Source organism: Pandoraea iniqua, assembly GCF_902459685.1.
Taxonomy (GTDB): domain Bacteria; phylum Pseudomonadota; class Gammaproteobacteria; order Burkholderiales; family Burkholderiaceae; genus Pandoraea; species Pandoraea iniqua.
The window spans coordinates 86,878-108,629 of the sequence record NZ_CABPSF010000001.1; the positions used below are offsets into that span (position 1 = coordinate 86,878).

Annotated in this window: 20 protein-coding genes; 4 read left to right on the forward strand and 16 right to left on the reverse strand. The window is 63.2% G+C overall.

Annotated features, from left to right (window positions below; all coding sequences use genetic code 11):
• Window positions 1–3: 3 nt before the first annotated feature.
• The 3 genes from PIN31009_RS00340 to PIN31009_RS00350 all read right to left on the reverse strand — a co-directional run bounded on the left by PIN31009_RS00340 (window position 4) and on the right by PIN31009_RS00350 (window position 5,518).
• A complete protein-coding gene (locus tag PIN31009_RS00340) occupies window positions 4–1,209 on the reverse strand; it encodes a cation:proton antiporter (protein WP_087690666.1) in 1,206 nt (401 codons plus the stop codon).
• A 428-nt stretch (window positions 1,210–1,637) separates the two neighbouring features.
• Complete coding sequence (mnmC, locus tag PIN31009_RS00345) at window positions 1,638–3,737, reverse strand: bifunctional tRNA (5-methylaminomethyl-2-thiouridine)(34)-methyltransferase MnmC2/FAD-dependent 5-carboxymethylaminomethyl-2-thiouridine(34) oxidoreductase MnmC1 (protein ID WP_150788942.1); 2,100 nt, start codon at window positions 3,735–3,737, stop codon at window positions 1,638–1,640.
• Window positions 3,734–5,518 carry a ClcB-like voltage-gated chloride channel protein gene (locus tag PIN31009_RS00350; RefSeq protein ID WP_425495447.1) on the reverse strand — a complete coding sequence of 595 codons (1,785 nt, stop codon included), beginning with the start codon at window positions 5,516–5,518 and terminating at the stop codon, window positions 3,734–3,736. The genes mnmC and PIN31009_RS00350 overlap by 4 nt, the downstream gene beginning before the upstream one ends.
• 773 nt (window positions 5,519–6,291) lie before the next feature.
• Between PIN31009_RS00350 and PIN31009_RS00355 the strand changes: the two genes are divergently transcribed.
• A complete protein-coding gene (locus PIN31009_RS00355) occupies window positions 6,292–6,747 on the forward strand; it encodes a MarR family winged helix-turn-helix transcriptional regulator (protein ID WP_058379983.1) in 456 nt (151 codons plus the stop codon).
• Between the two features lie 80 nt (window positions 6,748–6,827).
• Here the strand turns inward: PIN31009_RS00355 and PIN31009_RS00360 are convergent, their stop codons facing one another.
• Window positions 6,828–7,775: a DedA family protein/thiosulfate sulfurtransferase GlpE gene (locus PIN31009_RS00360; protein ID WP_150682569.1), complete on the reverse strand. Its 948-nt coding sequence runs from the start codon at window positions 7,773–7,775 to the stop codon at window positions 6,828–6,830.
• Between the two features lie 130 nt (window positions 7,776–7,905).
• A complete protein-coding gene (locus tag PIN31009_RS00365; RefSeq protein ID WP_150682570.1) occupies window positions 7,906–9,471 on the reverse strand; it encodes a DHA2 family efflux MFS transporter permease subunit in 1,566 nt (521 codons plus the stop codon).
• Between the two features lie 437 nt (window positions 9,472–9,908).
• On the opposite strand from PIN31009_RS00365, the gene PIN31009_RS00370 reads away from it, so the two are divergent.
• Window positions 9,909–10,703 carry an MHYT domain-containing protein gene (locus PIN31009_RS00370; protein ID WP_150788943.1) on the forward strand — a complete coding sequence of 265 codons (795 nt, stop codon included), beginning with the start codon at window positions 9,909–9,911 and terminating at the stop codon, window positions 10,701–10,703.
• Between the two features lie 119 nt (window positions 10,704–10,822).
• Here the strand turns inward: PIN31009_RS00370 and PIN31009_RS00375 are convergent, their stop codons facing one another.
• From PIN31009_RS00375 to PIN31009_RS00400, 6 genes are all read right to left on the reverse strand, one after another.
• Window positions 10,823–11,041: a hypothetical protein gene (locus tag PIN31009_RS00375; RefSeq protein ID WP_087690840.1), complete on the reverse strand. Its 219-nt coding sequence runs from the start codon at window positions 11,039–11,041 to the stop codon at window positions 10,823–10,825.
• Between the two features lie 62 nt (window positions 11,042–11,103).
• Window positions 11,104–11,688, reverse strand: coding sequence for an RNA 2',3'-cyclic phosphodiesterase (gene thpR, locus PIN31009_RS00380; protein WP_150788944.1), 585 nt, complete (start codon window positions 11,686–11,688; stop codon window positions 11,104–11,106).
• An 88-nt stretch (window positions 11,689–11,776) separates the two neighbouring features.
• Complete coding sequence (locus PIN31009_RS00385; RefSeq protein WP_150788945.1) at window positions 11,777–12,157, reverse strand: hypothetical protein; 381 nt, start codon at window positions 12,155–12,157, stop codon at window positions 11,777–11,779.
• Window positions 12,158–12,243: 86 nt separating this feature from the next.
• Window positions 12,244–12,825 carry a hypothetical protein gene (locus PIN31009_RS00390; protein ID WP_246185459.1) on the reverse strand — a complete coding sequence of 194 codons (582 nt, stop codon included), beginning with the start codon at window positions 12,823–12,825 and terminating at the stop codon, window positions 12,244–12,246.
• A gap of 14 nt (window positions 12,826–12,839) precedes the next feature.
• Window positions 12,840–13,187 (reverse strand): hypothetical protein, encoded by a 348-nt coding sequence (locus PIN31009_RS00395; protein WP_150682574.1) that lies wholly within the window; start codon window positions 13,185–13,187, stop codon window positions 12,840–12,842.
• A gap of 206 nt (window positions 13,188–13,393) precedes the next feature.
• Window positions 13,394–13,759, reverse strand: a complete 366-nt coding sequence (locus PIN31009_RS00400) for a MerR family transcriptional regulator (protein WP_150788946.1) — start codon at window positions 13,757–13,759, stop codon at window positions 13,394–13,396.
• Between the two features lie 140 nt (window positions 13,760–13,899).
• Between PIN31009_RS00400 and PIN31009_RS00405 the strand changes: the two genes are divergently transcribed.
• Window positions 13,900–14,838, forward strand: coding sequence for an aminotransferase class IV family protein (locus PIN31009_RS00405; RefSeq protein WP_150788947.1), 939 nt, complete (start codon window positions 13,900–13,902; stop codon window positions 14,836–14,838).
• Between the two features lie 34 nt (window positions 14,839–14,872).
• Here PIN31009_RS00405 and mnmE read toward each other — a convergent pair whose 3' ends face one another.
• The 5 genes from mnmE to rpmH form a co-directional block, all read right to left on the reverse strand.
• Complete coding sequence (gene mnmE, locus PIN31009_RS00410; protein WP_150788948.1) at window positions 14,873–16,267, reverse strand: tRNA uridine-5-carboxymethylaminomethyl(34) synthesis GTPase MnmE; 1,395 nt, start codon at window positions 16,265–16,267, stop codon at window positions 14,873–14,875.
• Between the two features lie 124 nt (window positions 16,268–16,391).
• Window positions 16,392–18,044: a membrane protein insertase YidC gene (gene yidC / locus PIN31009_RS00415; RefSeq protein WP_150682578.1), complete on the reverse strand. Its 1,653-nt coding sequence runs from the start codon at window positions 18,042–18,044 to the stop codon at window positions 16,392–16,394.
• 24 nt (window positions 18,045–18,068) lie between these two features.
• Window positions 18,069–18,425, reverse strand: coding sequence for a membrane protein insertion efficiency factor YidD (gene yidD, locus PIN31009_RS00420; protein ID WP_087690644.1), 357 nt, complete (start codon window positions 18,423–18,425; stop codon window positions 18,069–18,071).
• A 79-nt stretch (window positions 18,426–18,504) separates the two neighbouring features.
• A complete protein-coding gene (gene rnpA, locus PIN31009_RS00425) occupies window positions 18,505–18,948 on the reverse strand; it encodes a ribonuclease P protein component (protein WP_174995931.1) in 444 nt (147 codons plus the stop codon).
• Window positions 18,949–19,007: 59 nt separating this feature from the next.
• Entirely contained in the window at window positions 19,008–19,142 is a 135-nt protein-coding gene (gene rpmH / locus PIN31009_RS00430; protein WP_010806664.1) for a 50S ribosomal protein L34, read from the reverse strand.
• Between the two features lie 811 nt (window positions 19,143–19,953).
• On the opposite strand from rpmH, the gene dnaA reads away from it, so the two are divergent.
• Window positions 19,954–21,543 carry a chromosomal replication initiator protein DnaA gene (gene dnaA, locus PIN31009_RS00435; RefSeq protein WP_150788949.1) on the forward strand — a complete coding sequence of 530 codons (1,590 nt, stop codon included), beginning with the start codon at window positions 19,954–19,956 and terminating at the stop codon, window positions 21,541–21,543.
• Window positions 21,544–21,752: the final 209 nt, after the last annotated feature.

Genomic DNA, 21,752 nt, shown 5'->3' on the forward strand with positions numbered 1-21,752 from the left:
GGCTTAATCCTTCCGTTCACCGACAAGGGCCAATGCCCAATAGACCACCAGCGGGCCGACCAGTTGCAGCAACGCGATGGTGCACATCACCACGGCCTTGAGCATCGGATCGAACTGCGGGTAGATGTCGTACGTGTCGGCAACGAGTACGAGCGCAAGACTCGCCATCGGACAGAGCGCGAGCCCTAGTGCGACGGCCTGTTTGTAGCTGATGCCGGCCGGATGGGCGACGGCGACCGTCCCGACCACCTTGGCCAGCAGACGGACGACGATGATCGCTGCCGCGGCCAGACCGCCGATCATCACGTATTGCCACTGGAATGCCAGCGATGTCAGCACGAACAACACCACGGCGAGCAGCCAGCCGGCCGTGCCGAAGTACGCCGGCCAAAGCTGCGGACGCTCATCCAGATTCCGGAAAATGATCCCGGCAAGCAGCAGCGTGAGCGAGTTGGGCAGCTTGAGCATGTGCACCAGCGCGACCATCAGCATGATCAGGCCGATCAGCATCACGAACGCATGATGGTCCTGGCTGCCGAACTTCCGGAACACCAGATTGCACGCCTTGGCGAGTACGAAGGCCAGCACGATCGAGCCGATCAGCAGGTACAGCGGATGGAACAGCACCACCCAGAAACTCGAGTGGTATGTCTGGTGCATCCAGCCGTAGACCAGCTTGACGGCCACCACGGCGTAAATGCTGTTCAGCGCCGCCAGCGCCAGCAGGCGCTCGGTGACCTGACCTTCGGCACGCAACTCGTTCTTGAGCTGGACGACAACCGCCGGCGACGTGGCCATGCTGATCGACGCGATGAGCATCGATGTGAGCGGCGCGACGTTGAACAACCGCAGCACCGCGTAGACCGCGATGAGGGTGAGCAGCGCCTCGAGTGCACTCGTGACGATGAGCCACGAGTTGGCCCGCATCCATTTCAGATTCAGACGGCTGCCGAGTTCGAACAGCAGCAGGCCGAGGGCCAGATCGATCAGCAGCCGGATGGCCGCGCTCGTTTGCGCGTCCAGCATCGACGAGAGACCCAACGTACCGCCGACCAGCCCGACCACCGCGTAACCGGTGATGCGCGGCAGGCGCAGTCTCCGGAAACAGATTTCTCCTGCCAGACCGGCAAATACCAATGCCAGACCAGCGAAGAAAACGGGATCAGGCGCCGGCGGCCAGCCCGGGAAAAGGGACAGTTCCGACGTCATATTGCTCGCTTTGCGCCGCTTGACGGCGCATCAAGTGGTGGAAAGGAAAAGAATGCCGCGCGCGGGGTTGCAGAAATAAAGACAAATGCGCGACGAACCCTTAGGGTTGGGCTCATTTTGCCACACTCGGTTTGGAGGGCTCTGTCAGGACCCGCGGTACCCCGGGAAGCCCCTTGTGGCGGGACTTCGCCATTCCCCCATTCCTGAAGACCGAACTGAAGACCGGATGGCGGGCCGATTCCGGGGCAGTCGCACGGCAGGCAAGGCGAAAAGTGCCGGAGGCAAGCGCGTAGCGCGTCGCCTCCGCCTGCGGCGGACCTTGAACTGCATGGGGGTCAGATTCGAATTATTGGGAATGACATCGGCTACGCGATGAACGGCCGGTCGGCCGGTTTTATCTGCCGAAGTTCTGCCGTGGTGCCGTGCGCTCAGGCCTTGCGCAGCGCCTGTAACAGAAAGCGCGCCGGGTCGATGGCGTCGGCCAGATCGCTGCCCACGGGCCACGGCTCGCCGTCGATCTGGCTGGCAACCAATTCTGCGCAGAGCGCCGCGAAGACCAGACCGCGAGAACCGAACGCAAAGCTCGCGTACAGGCCTGGCAGCCGAGGCAGGTCTCGCAGGTGGCCCCCGGCCAACCGGCGGCCCTGCGGGTCGCTGCTGGCGATTGCGGGCATATCCGGCAGTTGACCGGCCATCGGCAAACGGTCGGTGACCAGCGCCCGGAAGGCGGTACGTCCGCCGAGTTCGGCGGCGGCGCTGGCACTTCCCAACCCGCCTTCCCCATCGCCAAAGGCTTCAGCATGGTCAGGCAGCAACGTGGCGAGGCGGCGCAGGTTGGCCTGATGGTCGCCGACGCGGACATCGGTCGCCGGATCGTCGAAACCGTATGTGGCGCCCGTGATCGGGCCTGCCCCGCCCAGCGGCGATGGGGCAACGTAGCCCTCGCCACAGACCGGTATGCGCAGATCGGGGAGTGAATCGGGCGGCAGGAAGGTCAGTTGACCGCGTACCCGTTGGACGGGAATGAACTCGGGCGCGAGATACGGGCCCAGCAGGCGTTGCGACTCATCGGCGGCGGTGACGACCGCCACGGCGGCGTCTGCCAGCACCCGTCCGGTCTCGTCGATGGCCAGCCAGCGGCCGTCCCGGTGTTCCAGCCGCTCGACGCTCACGCCGTAGCGGGCATCGAGCGACGGGCCGGCGGCGACCAGTTCCGCGCGGCACAGCATTGCCGGGGCCAGCCAGCCGCCTTCCGGGAACCAGAGGCCGCCATATGCCAGCGTTTCCCCGGCGAGCGCCGAGGCTTGGGCCGCATCGACCCACTTCACGTATTCCTCGGGATAGCCATGCACCGCGACCAGTTGCGCGAGGCCGTGCGCGTCGTCGTCGTCCGAGGCCACCTGCAACAGGCCGTCGGCGCGTCCGGGCAGGCCGCCCGGCAGCGTGCGCCATTGCGACAGCGCGTACAGGAAGCCGGCGCGCGTAAGGCGGGAGAGCACGTTGTCGTCCGCCGATAGCTGCGGATGGAAGACGCCTGCCGGATTGCCCGAGGCTGCCGAACCCGATGCCTCTGCCCGTTCGAACAGTTTCACCCGCCAGCCGCGCGCGACGAGCCGCAATGCCATGGCGGCACCCGCCATCCCCGCGCCGATGATGATGGCGGTATCTGCGGCTTCTGCGTTATCCGCGGTATCTGATTCGGCGGCGGCCGTCCGCAACTCACGCCATGCTGGCGCATTGGGTGTATTGGGCATATTGGGCGCATCGGGCGGATCGTAGCGGCGCATGCGGTAAGGCGGCGCGTAGACACCTGCAAGCGACTCGCGAGTGTGTTCGTCGCCTTCACGACGCGTCATCTGAAAGCCCGCAGCCTCGAGATCGCGTGGTATCTGCCCGGCGCTAGTGTAGGTCGCAAGCGTCGCCCCTTCCCGCGCCATCTTGCCCAGCGTCTTGAAGACCACTGGCGTCCACAGGTCGGGGTTCTTGGCCGGGTCGAAGCCGTCGATAAAGAACGCGTCAGCGCCCACACGCAGGTCCGGCATCAAGTCGGAGAAGTCGCCGAACCCGATGCTCAGCACGACACCGGGGGCCGGTTCCAGCCGGTGCCAGCCCGCCACGGGCAACGGCCAGATATCGCACAACCGCTGCACGAGCGGCGCGAGTTCGGTCATGCCGGGCTGCACCAGCAGCGGCGTCAGCGTCTGGCGGAGGTCGCGCGGGCGGAACGGGAATTTCTCGACCGACACGAAGTGCAGGCGCTTGGGGCGTTGCGGATCGTCGCGCCACGCGGCCCATGTCGCCAGAAAGTTCAGGCCCAGACCGAAGCCCGTCTCGACGATCACGAACTGATCGCGCCCCTGCCAGCGTTGAGGCAGGTCATTCCCGTCGAGAAACACGTGACGGGCATGCGCGAGTGCGCCTTCCACGGGGTGATAAACGTCGTCGAACTCGGCCGAGTACGGCGTGCCGTCATCGGTTCGGGCCGGTTCTGCCGGCACGATCGGGCGCAAACCGGCGCGGCGCTTCATTCGCTCCCCCGCTCTTCGGTCACGATCTCGATCAGCCCGGGCAGCGACACCACGCCGAGCCAGCGGCCGTCGGCCGCGGCGACCGGAATCCAGTCGGCATGTAACTTCGCCACCGCGCGCAGTGCGCTGACCAGCGCCATCTCACCATCGAGCGCGTTGCAAGGGGCGACGATCTCCGTCCATTGCGCAGGCTCGCCGGTCGCCTGCCGGCGCCACCAGCTTGCGGCGTCGAGCATGCCGACCAGACGGCCGTCTTCCGCACGCACGACCAGATTGCGGTATCCCGTCTCGACAAATCGTTCGCCGATGGCCTCCGGCGAGAGGTTGGCCGTCACCACGGCGTCGCTGGCGTCCGGATCGACGGCCAGCGACGACAGCCGCATCTGGCTCGCCTCGCCGGTCATCGACAACCAGCGCCCGGCCACCAGATTGCGGCGCAGCGACTTGGCGTACACCGAGTCTTCTCGCAACGTATGCGCGGTGAGATACGCCGTGACGCAGGCCAGCATGAGCGGCAGCACGACCTGATAACTCAGCGTCATCTCGAAGATCATCAGAATCGACATCAACGGCGCATAGGTGGTGGCAGCAAGAAACGCCCCCATACCGACGACCGCATAGCTGCTGGCGACCGACGCCGTGGCCGGCGCGAGCGCGTTCATGGCGAGACCGTAGAGGCTGCCGAGCGCTGCGCCGACGAACAGCGTCGGCGTGAACACGCCGCCCACCGCGCCCGACCCCGCCGACGAGGCCGTGGCGAGCACCTTGAACACCAGCACCATGGCAAGCGCCTGCCACGCCCAGTGCGTGTGCAGTATCGAGTTCACCACGCTGTAGCCATTGCCCCAGACCTGCGGCACTTGCAGCGAGAGCACCCCGACGACCAGCCCGCCGAGCGCGAGCCTTACGAACAACGGCACGGGCAACGCGCCGAAGCGTTGTTTGGCGGTGTCGAGCAAGCGCAGGAACAGGGGCGCGAGCACGCCCGCGAGAATGCCCAGCCCGACGTAGAAAAACACTTCCCAGCCCGACACGAAGTCGAAGCGCGGCATCTGATACACCGCCTCGTAGCCGAGAAACTGGCGGATGACGATGTTGGCGATGACCGAGGCGACGACCAACGGCCCGAGCGTTGCCGTCGAAATCGAGCCGTAGACGATCTCGGAGATGAATAACGCCCCGGCGATCGGCGCGTTATAGGCAGAGGTGATGCCGGCGGTGGCACCGCAGGCCACGAGCAGCCGCAGCCGCTCAGGCGGGAACGCGAGCGCGCGGCCGACCAGCGAGGCGAACATGGCGGCGAGTTGCACCATCGGCCCTTCCCGGCCGATCGACGCGCCCGAGGCCACCGAGAACAGCGACGACGTGCTTTTCACGAGCGTCTGACGCAGGCTCAGCACGCCGGTGCCGATAGCGATGGCTTCCATGTAGTCGTCGGCCCCCTTCTTGGGCACCCAGAGCGTGGCGTACTGGAGGATCAGCCCGGCGATGAGACCGCCGGTGGTCGGCAACAGCAGGCGCTGCCACCAGTTGAGGTCTATGGCGAGCTCGACCATGCCGCTGTGGTGGCCCGCGAGGAGAAATTGCAGGCCGGAGAGCGCTTCGCGAAACGCGACGGTGGCTAACGCCCCCAACAGACCGACGATGCCGGCGAGCAGCAGCGTGATTTGCAGGGTGTTGGGCGCGAACTGACGACGCACCCACACGACGACGGGCAACTTGGCCCAAGCGGACACTGCTGACACGGATAGGAGACTGTCGTGATCGAAATTGGGTCTCATGGTATCGACCGACGACTTATTTTGAAAGCGCGGGACCGGCGCGCCGGGCGCCGGGAACGGGCGATTTTCGGCATGAAGGGGACTTTTGGACGGGAACGTGACTTTTTGCTCCCGTCGTTCTCGCTAAAACTGAGCGTTGCTCACGTAAGGTATTTTTTAGCGGTCATCGCCCCTGCTTCGCGTTGAGCTTCCTAGATAGCGTCGATTTGAAATCCATTTCGAACGGCTGGATCGATTTCAGCCGAGGGGCATTTTTTGAGGGCCTGAGCGATTTTGGCCTGCCGATTCCCGGCAAAAACTGAGCCGGCCTCAGATAAGCGGGTTTCGCTAGCTTAGTTACATCGCTGTGCACCGCCTTCGCATGTCTCGCGCGACGTATTCCCCGGCGGCATTTTCCGAGATCGATTTTCCGTACGCCCCGGCCATCCAGCGACTTCTGAGCGTGATTCAGATAAAGGTAATTTCTGAGGCACGGCGCCTTCGCCAAACCGCCCGCGACATGATTTTTTGCCATTTCCAGAGAGGCGTATTTTCCACGGCCGATTTCCGCGCGCAGGGGCGCCCCGCCCGCATTTCTGAGACGTCGCCGGCAAGCCGCACACAGGCACACAGGCACTAAAAGCGCATGCCGGAATAGCGGCACCTGCTTGGCCGACGCCTCGAAAAATCACGCGTCACGAATTCGTCATACCAACCCGCAATCAACTGGTCACATTCCATTCAGTGAAATAGAATGGCACGCAATTGAAATGGAACTGAAAAGCACCACCCGAATGGCAGTCAGCAAAAAAGGCACACAAAAATCACCCGTGTGTCTCGAAGAGCAGTTGGGTTTCGCGTTGTACTCGGCTTCGCTTGCCATGACCAAAGCGCACAAGCCGATGCTCGATCGACTTGGGCTGACGTACTCGCAATATCTCGCGATGGTCGTGCTCTGGGAGCAGGACGACATCGCCGTCAATCAACTCGGTGCACGCCTCGGGCTCGACTCGGGAACGCTCACGCCGCTGCTGAAAAGACTGGAATCCATGGGGCTTTTGACGCGTCGACGCGGTCATATCGACGAACGTCAGGTGTTTATCGACCTGACCCCGCGCGGCGTGAATCTGCGTCGCGAAGCGCGTCAGGTGCCGGCGCAAATTCAAGCCGCCACCGGTCAATCCGACACGGCACAAAAGACCTTGCGCAACTTGTTGCTGCAACTTCGCGACGCCCTCGGCGAGGCGTAAAAAAACAAAACGCGTGCCCTTCTTCGGAAAGGCACGCGTCATTGAGTTGCGCGCAATTGAATCGGCTGCCGGTGAAAAGATCAGTGCGCCGGCATCAGCATCTCGAAGCCGGCGATCTTCTCTACGTGGTAGCCGGCATCGCGCCATGCATCCAGTCCGCCGAGCAGCGGACGCACTTCCGCAAAGCCCTGTTGCCGCAATTGCTGGGCGAGCCGCGCCGCCGTGACTTCGTTCGGACAGGCGCAAAACACCACAATCCGACGGTCGCGGGGAATATCCCGGAGCTTGCTGGCGATGTCGTCCGGCTCGATGGCGATCGCGCCGGGAATCGTGAACGGGTCGATGGCACGGCGTGCTGCCGAGCGAACATCGATCACGACCGGCGTGATCTCGTCCTTCATCCATGTTTCAAGCGTCTGCACGCCGATACGTGCCATGCGCAGCGAGCGCAGCAGGCGGTAACGATTGAGCCAGCGGTTGAGCAGGTAGAGCGCGAAGACGATCACCACGAGCCAGAGAACGCCCCGGCCGAGGGTGTCGAAGGCGTCGAGCACCGACACGATGTGCGACGAGAAGCCCACACCCAGTGCCACGGCCACGCCCGACCAGAGCATCGCGCCCAGCGCGTCGTAGAGCAAAAACTTGCGCCACGACACGCCTAGCGCCCCGGCCATCGGCACCGACAAGGCCGAGAGACCCGGCACGAACCGCGCGAACAGCAGCACGCGCACGCCGTAGCGGCCCATAGAGCCTTCGGTGCGGCTCACGCAGGTGTCGGGCGAGATCGACAGGCGGCACATCAGTCGCAGGATGTGATGACCGTAGCGGCGCCCGGCCAAAAACCAGATGACGTCACCGAGCAGCGCGGCGGCAGCGGCCAGCGCGATGATGCCGAGGGGCGGGAACAGCGCCGTCGAGGCGGTGACGATGAGCGTGGGATACGCCGGCAACGGCAGGCCCAGCGCCTGTCCGAAGATATTCAGAAAGACGAGCCAGAGGCCATAGCGGGCAATCAGATCGAACAGCATGCCGGTACCTGAGCGAATTTACGCAATAACGCATGGTAGCCCCCGGCCATGACGGCCAGAAGCCCGTATCTCGAAAAGTATTGTTGCTCTTTTGGAACGATCGCGGGCGAAATCGCCGTCGGTGACGTTTTTAGTGCCCCATCGACGCCTTCGTGCCCCGCTTGGGCTTGGTCATCCACACCAGCGCCGCCATGGCGAGAAACACGTAGCCGGACAAGTGGAAGATGTCGTTCGTCGCCAGCATGAACGACTGCCGTGTAACCAGATCGTTGAGCACGCCGATCTCCGCCCCGTTGGTGAGGCCCAGCCCCTGCCGCAACTGGTCGAGATAGCTCGTGGTGGCATCGGAGTACGGTGTGACGCTCTCGGCCAGCCGCGCGTGGTGGTAGATCGCCCGGTCTTCCCACATCGTCGTGCTCACGGCGGTGCCGATGGCGCCCGAGAGCGTGCGGAAGAAGTTCGACAGCCCGGATGCCGCGGCCAGCCGGTCGTCGGAAATGCTGGAGAGCGTGATGGTCGTCACCGGCACGAAAAAGCAGGCGATGCCGATGCCCTGCACCAGCCGTGGCTCGATGACTTTCGCGAACGACAGGTTGAGCGCGAAATGCGAGTTCCAAAACGACACCCCCGCGAACACGAAGAACGCGAACGACGCCACGGCGCGCAGATTCAGCTTGTCCATGTTCTGCCCGATGATCGGCGAGAGAATCAGCGCCAATAAGCCGACTGGCGCGGTCGCGAGCCCGGCTTTACCCGCCGTGTAATCCATCACCGTTTGCAGCCATAGCGGGAAGATTACGACGGAGGCGAAAAACGTCATGAAGCCGAACGAGATCACCACCACCCCAAGCGCGAAATTGCGGTCTTTGAACAGCGTGAGATCGACGATGGGTTTGTCGGACGTGAGCTCCCAGAGAATCAGCAACGACAGACAGATCGCGGCCGTGATCGCGAGCGTGACGATCAGGCTGTTGTTGAACCAGTCGCGATCCTTGCCGAGGTCGAGCATCATTTGCAGCGACCCCACACCGATGGCGAGCAGCGCCAGCCCGACGAGATCGATGGGGATGGTCTGGGTTTTGGTTTCGTGTCCGCGCAGCAGCAGATAGCACGCGACAGCCGAGAATATGCCGACCGGCACGTTGATATAGAAGATCCACGGCCACGTGTAGTTGTCGGTGATCCACCCGCCGACCACGGGGCCGAAGATCGGCGCGACGATCACTGTCATGGCCCATAAGCCGAGCGCGAGCCCGCGTTTCTTCTCGGGAAAGCTGCGCAGCAAAATGGTTTGCGAGAGCGGCACCATCGGGCCGGAGACCAGCCCTTGCAGCAGCCGGAAGAACACCAGCGATTCCATATTCGGCGCGAGGCCGCACAGCATCGAGGCAATCGTGAACAGCGTGACCGACGTCACGAACAACCGCACTTCGCCCACGCGCCTTGCCAGCCATCCGGTCAGCGGCACGGCAATGGCGGCGGCCACCGCGTACGAGCTGATGACCCACGTGCCCTGACTGTTCGATACGCCCACACTGCCCGCGATGGTTGGCACGGCCACGTTCGCAATCGACGTGTCGAGCACTTCCATGAAAGTGCCGAGTGCCAGCCCGACCGTGAGAATGGCCAGTCGGCCGCCCGTGATCGGGGCGGCTTGTGGCGCGTCGGCTGGGCTGGCGGTAGCGGCGTCAGACATGCAAATGCTCTCCCTGATTTGGCGGCCGGCGATCTGAAGTCGCCTGACCATTCCGAATATTGGATGGTGCCGCAGATCGCCGGGAGATGTGCGACGCAAGTTTGGACGCGATGCTCTAATCGCACCCCTTACGCACCTTTATCCTGTCCGGACACCTGCGAACTGCGTGGAATGCGCGTCCTGTAATGGTTTTCAGGCGAACGCTGGCATGCCGCACGACGGTCATGCGGCAAAACGCCGTCAGTTGGCGATCACGAGACGTTTTTGCCACTTGACGCCAGACAGTGCACAAGCTTGAATCGGCGTTGACGCCCGATGCGGAGGTTTTCGCGTCGCTGCCCCTGGGCGTTGTCGGCCGGCTCAGAAAACCAAATGACCCGCGTCGTGCGCTTTTTGCGAACGATGCCGGGCAACGGTAAAACCACAGGAAAAGCCCCATGCAACCAGGCAGCGTCATTCCCCTTCAGTACGGCGAGTTTCTCGTCCTGCTTTCGTTTCTGATTTCCGCGCTCGGTGCCTATGTGGCGCTCGTGGCCGCGTCGCGTATCCGCAATGAAGATGGTGGCATCAGCGTCGGTTATCTGGCAGTTGCAGCGCTTGCGTTGGGCGGCGTCGGCATCTGGGGCATGCACTTCATCGGCATGGCCGCGCAGCGCATGCCGTTCCCGGTGTCGTTTGCGTTGTGGCCGACCGTCGGCAGTCTGGTGCTCGCCGTGGTGGTGTCGGGTGCGGCGCTCTGGTACGTCGCTCAGGCGCCCTACCGCAATGCGATGCACTGCGTGATCGCCGGTGTGGCGGGCGGCCTCGGCATCGCAGGCATGCACTATCTCGGCATGAACGCCGTACGCACGCAAGCCGTTTTCCAATGGGATACGACGATCATTGCGCTGTCGGTACTCATCGCCATGGTGGCGGCAAGCGTGGCGCTGTGGTTGGCGTTCCATCTGCAAACGAGCCTGCAACGCGCGCTCGCGGCAATTGTCATGGCGATTGCGGTGTGCGGCATGCACTACACGGGCATGCTCGCCGGCACGATGATCTGCACGTCGGAAACGCGCGCGCAGATCAGCCCGCGCTTGCAGGGCGACCTGCTGCCGTACGGTGTCTTCGTGATTGCGTGCGTGGTGCTGCTGGGGATGGGCGTGCTGCTCTATCGCACCGGGCGGCGCCGTCGTGAGCGTATTGCCGCGCGGCTGGACGCCGTGATGCAGCAGCGCACTGGACACGTTTAACGAAACAATTAACGAAACAATTAACGACACAACACAAAGCAAAACGCCGGCCCGTCTTTCGATGGGCCGGCGTTTTTTTGCGCGTGCTTGCGAGTGATTGCGCGCTCGCACGCGGCGGGTCAATGCAGGATGGGACTACTGGCACCCACGGGCATGACGTCACCCGTCGGGATCAGATCGGCAATGAAGAAAGGTTCGGTGTTGAGTTCACGTGATGCCCCGGGTTGGCCGGCGTACCAGCGCACCATCGCCATGTCGCCCAGCACACGGGTCACGATGCCTTTGGCGCCCTGCGGCACTGCGATGTGATTGGATGTGACGATCGTTCCCACTTTCACTTGAGTCTCCTGCGAATAACGAAAAACGACGCGCCGGCGGGTGATTTCATGCGGGCGAATCGTCATCCGACTATACCGTATTGCGCAGACGACATCCCCGATTTCTCCGGCGCCGTGGTGAAAAAACCGTCCGTCTGTCCGCCGTGATGTTCGGCCAGCACGCGGTAATGCGGACCGCGCGGCGTGCGCACGGAATGCACCAGCACATAGCCGTCGCAATGCCAGATGAGCGGACGCGGATAGGGGTCTGACGGGGCACGCCGTGCATGACGCAACAGCGTCACGTGGGGCCTGAAAGACTGCGTGACGACACGTGCGCCGGTGGCGCGCCATTGCGAGAGCAATGTGTCGCGCGTGGCGATCAGACTCTCGGGCGCCGCGGGTGAACCGGCCCAGACGATCTTGCGATCGGACCAGTAGCCCAGATGATCGAACGTGAGCGAGAACGGTGCGAGCGGCGTGCGCTGCATCAGCGCAAGGAGCACCGGCAGGCGGGCGGGATCGACCTCGTCGAGAAAGGCGAGTGTCAGGTGGAGTGTCTGCGCACGGAGCACGCGTCCGCCGCACTCCGCATGGGCGGCAGACGCCCATTCGTGAAGCTGCGCCCGCACGCCCGGCCCAGGCCACAGGGCAAGGAAAAGTCGCATGAGAACACCAGTCGTTGTGTCCTTCTGATGATTCTCATAGTAGACGGGGTACGGCGCGAATTCCAGCCGGCGCCGTCATCGTTACCCCTCAGTTGGTCGACACCCCGGTGTTGATCCCGTTGCGACGGCCGCGGCGCGGCGTATCGGCGGGTTTTTCTTCGGTTTTGGCTTGTACCGGCGGGTGCATGATGCTGTTCCAGTTGCTCTGGATAGCAGCGTCGGTGGTGTCGCGCGACACGGCCCGCGAAATGTCGGCGCTCGGATTGAATGCGGCGGCGTTGGCGGCATTGCCGGCACCGGTGGCGTTGGCCGAATTCGCTGAGTTGGCCGGTGCGGGCGTGTTCTGGGCGTGGGCCGACGGCGTGAGTACGAGCACGGCGGCGATGGCGGCAGGCAGCGTCAGCCAAAGCGCCGTACGCACGGAGAAGTACCCGGCGAACGGGAAGCGGGCAAACGTGGGGTGGGCCATTGAATTCTCTCGGGAAGACATCGACGCTGGCGCCGCGCGCTGATCGGCAGGCGCGCGCCATGTCGGTGTCATGGGGTTCAGTCGTTTCAGTAAGCGCCGGGGGGCGGTTTCCAGCCCGGGGGCGGCGGAGGCGGCGGCGCATAGCGCTGCGCAGGTTGCATCTGCTGCGAAGATACCATGTCGCCCCGTACAGGCACGCGGTTGCCATAGGCATACATGCACTGAATGTAGGCCTGATCATAGCGGCTTTGCGTCATATACACAGACGACTGGGCGTTACCCACGCCCACCGCGCTACCCGCGAGCAGGCCGGCACCGGCACCGATCGCGGCCCCCGAGCCACCACCGAAGGCGGCGCCTGCTGCGGCACCGATGGCGGTACCGATCACGGCACTGCCGATAGCGCTGGTGTTGGCGGCGGAGGCGGTATCCATGCCGCCGTTCTGGCCGTTAGCGAACTGACGGCAGTTGAAGTCGTCCTGCCGGAATTGGTCGAACGATTTGTTGGTGCCCGGCAGCGCCATGATGCTCGGGCCGGACGGGACGACCGCGCAGCCGGCGAGCGTTGCCGCGGCGAGCACGATGGCCAGCGGCGCAGCAAGACGGCGAACGTTGCGGCGGGATTGGCTGGCGTGGGATTGGTCAGAAACAAGCGATTCGAATGGCATGCGGAGCCTCCCGATCAGTTAGCCGGCTGTGCCGGCACTTCGCGCCAGCCTGCCGGACAGGTTTTTACGTACGGGTAGTAGGCACCGGCCTTGTCGCAGTAGTACCAGGTGTCGCTGTCTGTGCCGGGTTGGCCCGGTTGTGCGGCAGCCTGCGGTTGTTCGACATATTGCTGGGGCTGGCTGGGCACGACGACGACGGGCGGCGAGTAATACGGGGCTGAGTAGTACGGATACGGGTAGGCGTACGGATAGTAGCCGGGGCCGACCCAGACGCGCACACCCCCGCGCCAGGCAAATGCGCTGCTGCTGGCGAGCGCGGCGGCCACGGCGACGAAACCGAGGACAACAGGAATACGTTTCACGGCACAGACCTCGAAGGAACTGACTCCCGGCGCGGTGGATTCCGCCTCGCGTACGCGCGTCGCACTTGGCTTGGATGTGACGAGACAACGCCCTGGAGTTGACGCTTCGGAGTCTAGGCCCGTCCCTCCGGCGTAGCAATTACGGTGCCTGTTAGAAGTGTTTCAAAGCATTACGTTTTTTACGAAGATCCGCATGAACAGGCGATCTAGCGACGGGGTACGGTCGCCTTGAGATCGGCCAGATAACGGGCGACGAGACGTCGGCTTTGCGTGAGTTCGTCGAGTTTCCGATCGAGCTTTTCCACCTCTTGCGAGAGCGCGTCGACGATGTCGTCGCAGCGCTCGAACACCGGTTGATCGCCGCGCATGCAGGGCAGCAATACGCGGATGGTGTCGATCTTGAGACCGGCGGCGCTCAGCACGCGAATGCGTTGCGCGACCTGCGCGTCGTCCTCGTCGTAGTCGCGATAGCCCGCGCCCGTGCGTGCGGGGCGCAACAACCCCTCCTGTTCGTAGTAGCGCAACATCCGCTCGCTCACACCGGCGCGGTGTGCCAGTTCTCCGATTCGCATGGCTCTGGGACTCCTTGATGAGGTGATGCGCGCGAGGCCCGCATCAACGCTTGACCTTGACAGCGCTGTCAGAGTTTAGCCTTTGGGCTGGCGTCGATGTGTGGACGCGTGAATGAAGACATCCAGATCGGGAGATCAACATGGCAGCAACAGGCAGGCAGGAGACGCAGAGCACGCCGGGCGAAGTGCGTTCACGCGCGGTGACGGAGAACGCGTCCGGGCAATTCGTCACGCAGATATCGAGGGGGAATGCCGATGAGCGGTCGATTCCCGAAGCGCACCCTGCAACGGCTGCCGAACTGACGCCGCTGGCGTTCGCCGGATACGCGCACTTCACGGCCATGCAGATTCGTGACGGCGGCGTACGCGGGTTGGACTTGCATCTGGCGCGTCTGCGACAGGCGTCGTTGAAGATGTTCGGGCAAGCGCTCCCGGACGAACGCATCAAGCACGCGTTGCGGGCGGCGCTACGTGCAGGGCCTGCGGAGATGTCGCTGGTGGCGACGGTGTATTCGCCTGAGGGCGAGTTCACTGTCGCGGGCGCCGAGGCCGTGCCGGAGCTGCTGGTACGCACTGGGCCGGCGTGGACTGGACTGGCGGGGGGGAATGGACGAACGGGAGCGGCCGAATCACTCAGTCTCGCGACGTTCGAGCACGAGCGCGTTTTGCCCGAACTGAAACACGTCGGCGAAGTCGCCAAGACATGGCTTTTGCGACAGGCAGCAGCGCGTGGTTTCGACGATGCGGCGTTCAAAGACCGCGCGGGCCGGTTGAGCGAGGCCTCGATCTGGAATCTGGCGTTCTGGGATGGCGAATCGGTGGTCTGGCCGGTGGCCGCGATGCTGGGCGGCACGACCATGGGCATCTTACGCAGGCAGCTAACGCCGTTGGGCGTGCCGCAGCGCGAGCAGGAAATCACCGTGGACGATCTGCCAGCGATGCGCGGTGCCGTGGTGATGAACTCGTGGACGCCGGGTGTCGCGGTGCATCGGATCGACGAGGTGTCGATACCGGTCGACCCGCACTTCGTGGCGCTGCTGACGCAGGCTTACGCGCGTGAGCCGATCGTCATGCCGTGACGAACATTGCGACGGGCAGCAGACGGCGCGGCGCCTACTTCCCGATACAAAACCGGCTGAAGATCACGCCGAGCAAATCATCAGAAGTAAATTCGCCCGTGATGGTGCTCAACTGTTCTTGCGCGAGTCGCAGTTCTTCGGCGAAGAGATCCAGCGCACCGGCATTTTGCCGTGCGTGGGCGTCGGCCATCTCGACATGCTCACGCGCGGCCCGTAGCGCCGTCAGGTGCCGCTCGCGAGCGAGGAACACGCCTTCGTTACCTGCTTGCCAGCCGGCGATCTTCAGCAGCTCTGCGCGCAGCAGATCGATGCCCTGCCCGCCCTTCGCCGACAACCGGATGCCGAGGGGCGCCGTGCCCTCCTTCGGCAACACGGTCGCGGGCTCGCTCGCCAAGTCGGTCTTGTTGAACACGCGCACGATCGGCACGTGCTTCGGCAACTGCGAGGCGATGACCTCGTCTTCCGCCGTCACGCCGGTGCGCGCATCGAGCAGATGCAGCACCGCGTCCGCCTTCGCGATTTCGCTCCAGCTGCGCTCGATACCGATGCGCTCGACTTCATCCTCCGTCTCGCGCAACCCGGCCGTGTCGATGATATGCAGCGGAATGCCGTCGATCTGAATCGTCTGCTGCACCTTGTCGCGCGTGGTGCCGGCAATGGGCGTGACGATGGCCAGCTCGGCCCCGGCCAGCGCATTGAGCAGCGACGACTTGCCCACGTTCGGCTGCCCGGCGAGCACCACGTTGATGCCCTCGCGCAGCAGCGCGCCCTGACGGGCCTGCGACAACACCTGCGCCAACTGCGTGCGAATGCGCTCGAGCTGCCCGAACGCATCGGCCGCTTCGAGAAAATCGATTTCTTCTTCCGGGAAATCCAGCGTCGCTTCGACCAGCATGCGCAGATGGATCACCAGATCCACCAGCGAATGAATCTCGCGCGAGAACGCGCCGTCGAGCGACCGGCTGGCCGAGCGTGCGGCCGCTTCGGTACTTGCTTCGATCAGATCGGCGACGGCTTCGGCCTGCGCCAGATCGAGCTTGTCGTTCAGAAAAGCGCGATGCGTGAATTCGCCCGGCTCTGCCAGACGCACACCGAGCGCAGCGCCTTCGTCGATGCAGCGCTGCAACAGCAGTTGCAACACGATCGGGCCGCCATGGCCCTGCAACTCCAGCACGTCTTCGCCGGTGTACGAATTCGGCCCGGGGAAGTAGAGCGCAATCCCGCGGTCGAGTGCGTCGCCGGTGCCATCGAGAAACGGCAGGTACGACGCATGGCGCGGTTTCAACGGCTGTCCGACGAGTCGTGCGATGACGCCTTGCACGGCTTCGCCACGATGCTTGCCGAAGGACACGCGCACCACGCCAATCCCGCCGCGCCCGGGGGCAGTGGCGATGGCGGCAATCGGGGCGGCGTTGGAGGTTGCGCTCATAGGACGATTCATCGAAAAACAGGGCTCATTTTGACACGCACCAAACAAAACCGCCCGCGAGAGACTCGCGGGCGGCTTCGTTCGTCAGACGGCGAAATCCGGGCATGCCGGATTTCTCAAACCACTACGCCGCCTTCTTTTCCTTCTTCTGGCCAAGCATGCGGTTGATCGACCATTGCTGGGCAATCGACAGCGTGTTGTTGACCACGTAGTACAGCACCAGGCCCGACGGCAGGAAGAGGAACATGACCGAGAAAATCAGCGGCATGAACATCATCATCTTGGCCTGCATCGGATCCGGCGGCGTCGGGTTCAGCTTGGTCTGGATGAACATCGACACGGCCATCAGCACCGGCAGGATGTAATACGGATCCTGCGTCGAGAGGTCATGAATCCAGCCCAGCCACGGCGCGCCGCGCATTTCCACCGACGACAGCAGCACCCAGTACAGCGCGATGAACACCGGAATCTGAATCACGATCGGAATACAGCCCCCGAACGGATTGACCTTCTCGGTCTTGTACAGCTCCATCAGCGCCTGATTCATCTTCTGCGGATCGCCCTTATAGCGTTCGCGCAGCGCCTGCATCCGCGGCGTGATTTCCTTCATGCGCGCCATCGACTTGTAGCTTGCGGCCGACAGCGGGAAGAACACCAGCTTGATGATCACGGTCACGGCGATGATCGCCCAACCCCAGTTACCGATCAGGCCATGCAGCTTCGAGAGCAGCCAGAACAGCGGCTTGGCGAGGATGGTGAAGTAACCGTAGTCCTTCGTCAGCTCCAGGCCCGGCGCGATCTGCTCGAGCATGTGCTCTTCCTGCGGACCGGCGAACAGGCGTGCGTCAACCGTCTGCGTGCCGCCTGCCGGGATGCTCGCGAGCGGCTCTTTCACGCCGACGCGATACAGGCCGTTGTCGAGCTTGCCGATGTAGTTGTCGCGTGCGACACCTTCCTTCGGAATCCAGGCCGTGGCGAAGTAATGCTGCACCATGCCGATCCAGCCGTCGCTCGACTGCTTGTTGTACTTAGCCTTGTCCTTGTCGATGTCGCTGAACGTGATCTTCTGGAACTTGTCTTCGCTGCTGTACACGGTCGGGCCCGTGAACGTGTGCGAGAACTTCGCGCCGCTGATCTCACGACCGTCGCGCACGAGTTCCATGTAGAGCGTCGGCTTGATCGGCGCGTCGGTCTTGTTGACGATCGTGTTCGACACGTCGATCACGTAGCTGTCGCGATGGAACGTGTAGGTACGCACCAGTTGCAGACCGCCCTTGACCGGCGATTCGAACTTCACGGTCAGCGTGTCGCCTTCCAACGTGGTCGGACCCGGCACCATCGTGAAGATGTCGTTGTGGTTCGGGAAGTCGCCGCCGATCAGACCCGTGCGAGCGTAGTACTGATGGCTCGGGGTGTTGTCGAACAGCACGACGTGCTTGTCGGCTTCATCGGCGTCCGGCCACTTCTTCAGCGCGAGGAACGACAGCGTGCCGCCTTGCGTGCTGATGTCGGCTTCGTAGACGTCGGTGTTGATGCGGACCTTCTGCGCAGCGGCAGTCGCGGGCGCATTGCCCGGCGCGTTACCCGTCGCAGCGCCGTTAGCGGCTTGCGGCAGGTCGTTGGCGGAGGTCGCGTTGCCGCCTGTGGCGGCCGGGGTCGAGACTTCGGCGCCCGGGAAGAACAGCGACGAATGGCCATTGGCGCGTTGCCAGTTGTCGAAAAGCATCACGACAGACAGCGCGAAAATGACCCAGAGTACGGTGCGTTTGATGTCCATGCGGTAACTCGTGGTGGACGAAACTCAGGAATGGCTCGGCGCGCGGCGCGTGACTGCCGATGCGGCCGCGGGCCTGGACGAGACAGACCGTTCTGCTCGCGACGAATCACTGCCGGCAGCCTTATCGGTGCCTTCAGCGGAGGAGTCGGGAGCGGGACGGGCGTGTCGAGCCGGCGGAACGGGATCGAAACCGCCGGGGTGAAACGGATGACAGCGGCATAGACGCTTGGCCGCGAGATAAGTGCCGTAACCGGCACCGTGCTCGACGATGGCCTCGCGTGCGTAGTCGGAGCAGCTCGGATGAAAGCGGCAACGGTTCCCCAGCCAGGGACTGATCACCAGCTTGTAACCGCGCAGGAGCAACAACAGCACGCTTCGCATCTCGATTCCGCCTGTCAGTCCGGCCTTTGGGGGCCGGGTGGGCGGCGCATGCCCGGGTTCGGGCGCTACCGTGTGGGGACTAACTACCTTCCGTCTTGTCGCTCGTCGTGCGGCCCTTGCGTGCGGCTTTCTCAGCGGCATCGAAGAGCTGCGCGAACTCGGTCTGACACAGCGTGTTCAGAACCGGTGCGGCCGCCGCAGTGTACGTCCCTTTGTCGAAACGCCGGGTCAGTCGCAGCACGAAGTCCCAGCCGGCCAGAGACACGCGGCGCTGTCGGAACATCTCGCGGGCCTGACGTTTGATCAGGTTGCGAGTGACCGCGCGCGGCGCATGCTTCTTGCCGACGACGATACCGATGCGGCCCTCATCGGGCGTAGCACCGGCATCCGGAGTGACGTCAGGCGCAGTTTCCCGCCGACGCATGTACAAGACGAAATGCGCGCTACGACGCAGAGGGCGCAAACTAAAAACGGATGAAAACTCATCCGTTTTGAGAAGTCGCGCAGCTTTGGGAAACCCCAATGCCGGGACTTCGCGCCTTGCGGATTTGACGCGCAAACCGCGGTACGACCGAACCGCGATTAAACGGCCAGGCGCTTACGGCCCTTGGCGCGACGAGCGGCGATGACCTTGCGGCCGCCACGGGTCTTCATGCGAACCAGGAAGCCATGGGTGCGCTTGCGGCGCGTCACGGAAGGCTGAAAAGTACGTTTCATGATGCACTCACTGTGTGAAAAAATTCCCGCGCAGCAGCATCGTGAAACGCCACATGGACACCGTGAAAACCTGCGTATTCAAGGACTTTCACGCACGGTCCAGCCGTCGGGAGTTGGATAAGAATCCGGTTGTCTTTCTAACGAACCCGCTATTTAATCGGCTTTTCCGTTGTGTGTCAATAGGTTAGCGTCCGCGTGAAAGGCGGGCACGCGCCATCCCGCGCGGGGCTGTCGTGTTGACGCCACTTGGCACGGATTTGTTGGCGAAAATCGTCCATTGCATCAATTTCTGCCGATCGGTCGGTTCGTCGTCAAAAGATATCCAAAGGGTCGCGGCAAATCGTCGCGATTGCCGGGGTTTTGCGCAGTCATCGTGCGAACGTAAGCGGGTTAACGCGGTGCGCCCGCTTGCTGATGCCGGTGCTGTGGGCATTCCTGTGGATAACTCGCTTTGCCGACGCTTTGGCGGTAAAATCCCCCATCAATTTTTTTCCCAGCAGAGTACCGGTGACGCCGCCATGTGGATAGCGCGCCGGGTTTTGTCGTCTGCGCGCGCCGAAGCACGGCCGAGCGCGCGACGAGAGCCCGAGCGCAGCGCCATGGCAAGGCTTTGCCGGTCTTCTGCATTGCGCCGTCGGCCTGACTCGGGTACCGGCCAGTCGACTCTCCGCTATGCCTTGGCACCCAATGCCGGCGCGGGTGACGACTTGGTTTTCGGTGTTCTGACCCCATATCGGATGTATCGGATAGTGCGGTCAATGACACTGCCGGACAGGTCAGACGGGCTTCGCGCCACCTGGACACACGCTGCATGAACGACTTCTGGCAACACTGCGCGACGCGTCTCGAGCAAGAGCTCACGCCCCAGCAATTCCGTACGTGGATTAAACCGCTGGCGCCGCTCGACTTCGACGAGGCTTCGCGCACGCTCAAAATTGGTGCGCCCAACCGCTTCAAGCTGGATTGGGTGAAGAGCCAGTTTTCGGGCCGCATCCAGAGTATGGCGTCCGACTTCTGGAACGAGCCGGTCGAAGTGACCTTCGTGCTCGACCCGAAGGCCGGCATGCGTGTGCCGTCGTCCACCCCTGCCCCCACGCCCACCCCGGCATCGGTTGCCACGCAGGCGCCGGCCGCCCAGCGTACGACACCGGTTGGCGCGCAGACTGGCGCGAATGGCGCCAACGGTTCGAATGGTGCGAACGGTGCCCATGGCGGACAACACGGGTCACATGGGTCGCATGGATCGCAGGGCGCTGACGGCGCCGCGCTCGACGGCGAGCGTCCCGATCTGGAAGCCAGCGAAGCCGAGGCCGTGCGCCGCAACTGGCGGGTCACGCCGCAAGAGCCGGCGCAGACCCATGAGGTCGAATCGATTTACGAGCGCTCGAAGCTCAACCCGGTGCTGACCTTCGACAACTTCGTGACGGGTAAGTCGAATCAGCTCGCCCGCGCGGCGGCGATTCAGGTCGCGAACAATCCGGGCACGTCGTACAACCCGTTGTTCCTGTACGGCGGCGTCGGTCTGGGTAAGACCCACTTGATTCACGCCATCGGCAACCAGTTGCTGGCCGAGAAGCAGAATCCGCGAATTCGTTACATCCACGCCGAGCAATACGTATCCGACGTGGTGAAAGCCTACCAACGGAAGGCTTTCGATGAGTTCAAGCGTTATTACCATTCGCTCGATCTGTTGCTGATCGACGATATTCAGTTTTTCTCGGGAAAGAGCCGTACGCAGGAAGAATTCTTCTACGCGTTCGAGGCGCTGATCGCGAACCGTGCGCAGGTGATCATCACGAGCGACACGTATCCGAAGGAAATCACCGGCATCGACGACCGCCTGATTTCGCGCTTCGATTCGGGGCTGACCGTGGCCATCGAGCCGCCTGAGCTCGAAATGCGCGTCGCCATCCTGATCAAGAAGGCGCAGGCCGAAGGCGTAGGGCTGTCGGAAGACGTGGCGTTCTTCGTAGGTAAGCACCTGCGCTCGAACGTGCGCGAGCTCGAAGGTGCGTTGCGCAAGATTCTGGCGTATTCGAAGTTCCATGGCCGAGAGATCACGATCGAGCTGACCAAGGAAGCGCTGAAAGATCTGCTGACGGTTCAGAATCGTCAGATTTCTGTCGAAAACATCCAAAAGACCGTCGCCGATTTTTACAATATCAAGGTCGCCGACATGTATTCGAAAAAGCGGCCTGCCAATATTGCACGGCCGCGACAGATCGCGATGTATCTGGCAAAGGAGCTCACGCAAAAGAGCCTGCCGGAGATTGGCGAACTGTTCGGCGGACGCGATCATACGACCGTGTTGCATGCCGTGCGCAAGATTGCCGAAGAGCGTAGCAAGGATGCGCAACTCAACCACGAGTTGCACGTGCTGGAGCAGACGCTCAAGGGTTAAATCGAAAGGTCTGGCGAAGCGTCGGCAAGCGATTGGCGAAAGGTAGTCGGCAGCATCGATGCCGGGGGGTATGGCGGGGCGCGAGCGGGGTTGCTCGTCTCCCTGTGGATAAGCTGGGAGCGGTTTGGGGGCAATTCGTGTTTTCGGGCACAATAGCGGATCGGCGCACATTGCGTCCCCCGATCATCCACAGCGTTTTCCGCCCTGTT

What these genes read in the sequence shown, in the direction of transcription:
- PIN31009_RS00340 (WP_087690666.1), bottom strand. Translation starts at nt 1,209, where the DNA reads ATGACGTCGGAACTGTCCCTTTTCCCGGGCTGGCCGCCGGCGCCTGAT.
- mnmC (WP_150788942.1), bottom strand. Translation starts at nt 3,737, where the DNA reads ATGAAGCGCCGCGCCGGTTTGCGCCCGATCGTGCCGGCAGAACCGGCC.
- PIN31009_RS00350 (WP_425495447.1), bottom strand. Translation starts at nt 5,518, where the DNA reads ATGAGACCCAATTTCGATCACGACAGTCTCCTATCCGTGTCAGCAGTG.
- PIN31009_RS00355 (WP_058379983.1), top strand. Translation starts at nt 6,292, where the DNA reads ATGGCAGTCAGCAAAAAAGGCACACAAAAATCACCCGTGTGTCTCGAA.
- PIN31009_RS00360 (WP_150682569.1), bottom strand. Translation starts at nt 7,775, where the DNA reads ATGCTGTTCGATCTGATTGCCCGCTATGGCCTCTGGCTCGTCTTTCTG.
- PIN31009_RS00365 (WP_150682570.1), bottom strand. Translation starts at nt 9,471, where the DNA reads ATGTCTGACGCCGCTACCGCCAGCCCAGCCGACGCGCCACAAGCCGCC.
- PIN31009_RS00370 (WP_150788943.1), top strand. Translation starts at nt 9,909, where the DNA reads ATGCAACCAGGCAGCGTCATTCCCCTTCAGTACGGCGAGTTTCTCGTC.
- thpR (WP_150788944.1), bottom strand. Translation starts at nt 11,688, where the DNA reads ATGCGACTTTTCCTTGCCCTGTGGCCTGGGCCGGGCGTGCGGGCGCAG.
- PIN31009_RS00385 (WP_150788945.1), bottom strand. Translation starts at nt 12,157, where the DNA reads ATGGCCCACCCCACGTTTGCCCGCTTCCCGTTCGCCGGGTACTTCTCC.
- PIN31009_RS00390 (WP_246185459.1), bottom strand. Translation starts at nt 12,825, where the DNA reads ATGCCATTCGAATCGCTTGTTTCTGACCAATCCCACGCCAGCCAATCC.
- PIN31009_RS00400 (WP_150788946.1), bottom strand. Translation starts at nt 13,759, where the DNA reads ATGCGAATCGGAGAACTGGCACACCGCGCCGGTGTGAGCGAGCGGATG.
- PIN31009_RS00405 (WP_150788947.1), top strand. Translation starts at nt 13,900, where the DNA reads ATGGCAGCAACAGGCAGGCAGGAGACGCAGAGCACGCCGGGCGAAGTG.
- mnmE (WP_150788948.1), bottom strand. Translation starts at nt 16,267, where the DNA reads ATGAGCGCAACCTCCAACGCCGCCCCGATTGCCGCCATCGCCACTGCC.
- yidC (WP_150682578.1), bottom strand. Translation starts at nt 18,044, where the DNA reads ATGGACATCAAACGCACCGTACTCTGGGTCATTTTCGCGCTGTCTGTC.
- yidD (WP_087690644.1), bottom strand. Translation starts at nt 18,425, where the DNA reads ATGCGAAGCGTGCTGTTGTTGCTCCTGCGCGGTTACAAGCTGGTGATC.
- rpmH (WP_010806664.1), bottom strand. Translation starts at nt 19,142, where the DNA reads ATGAAACGTACTTTTCAGCCTTCCGTGACGCGCCGCAAGCGCACCCAT.
- dnaA (WP_150788949.1), top strand. Translation starts at nt 19,954, where the DNA reads ATGAACGACTTCTGGCAACACTGCGCGACGCGTCTCGAGCAAGAGCTC.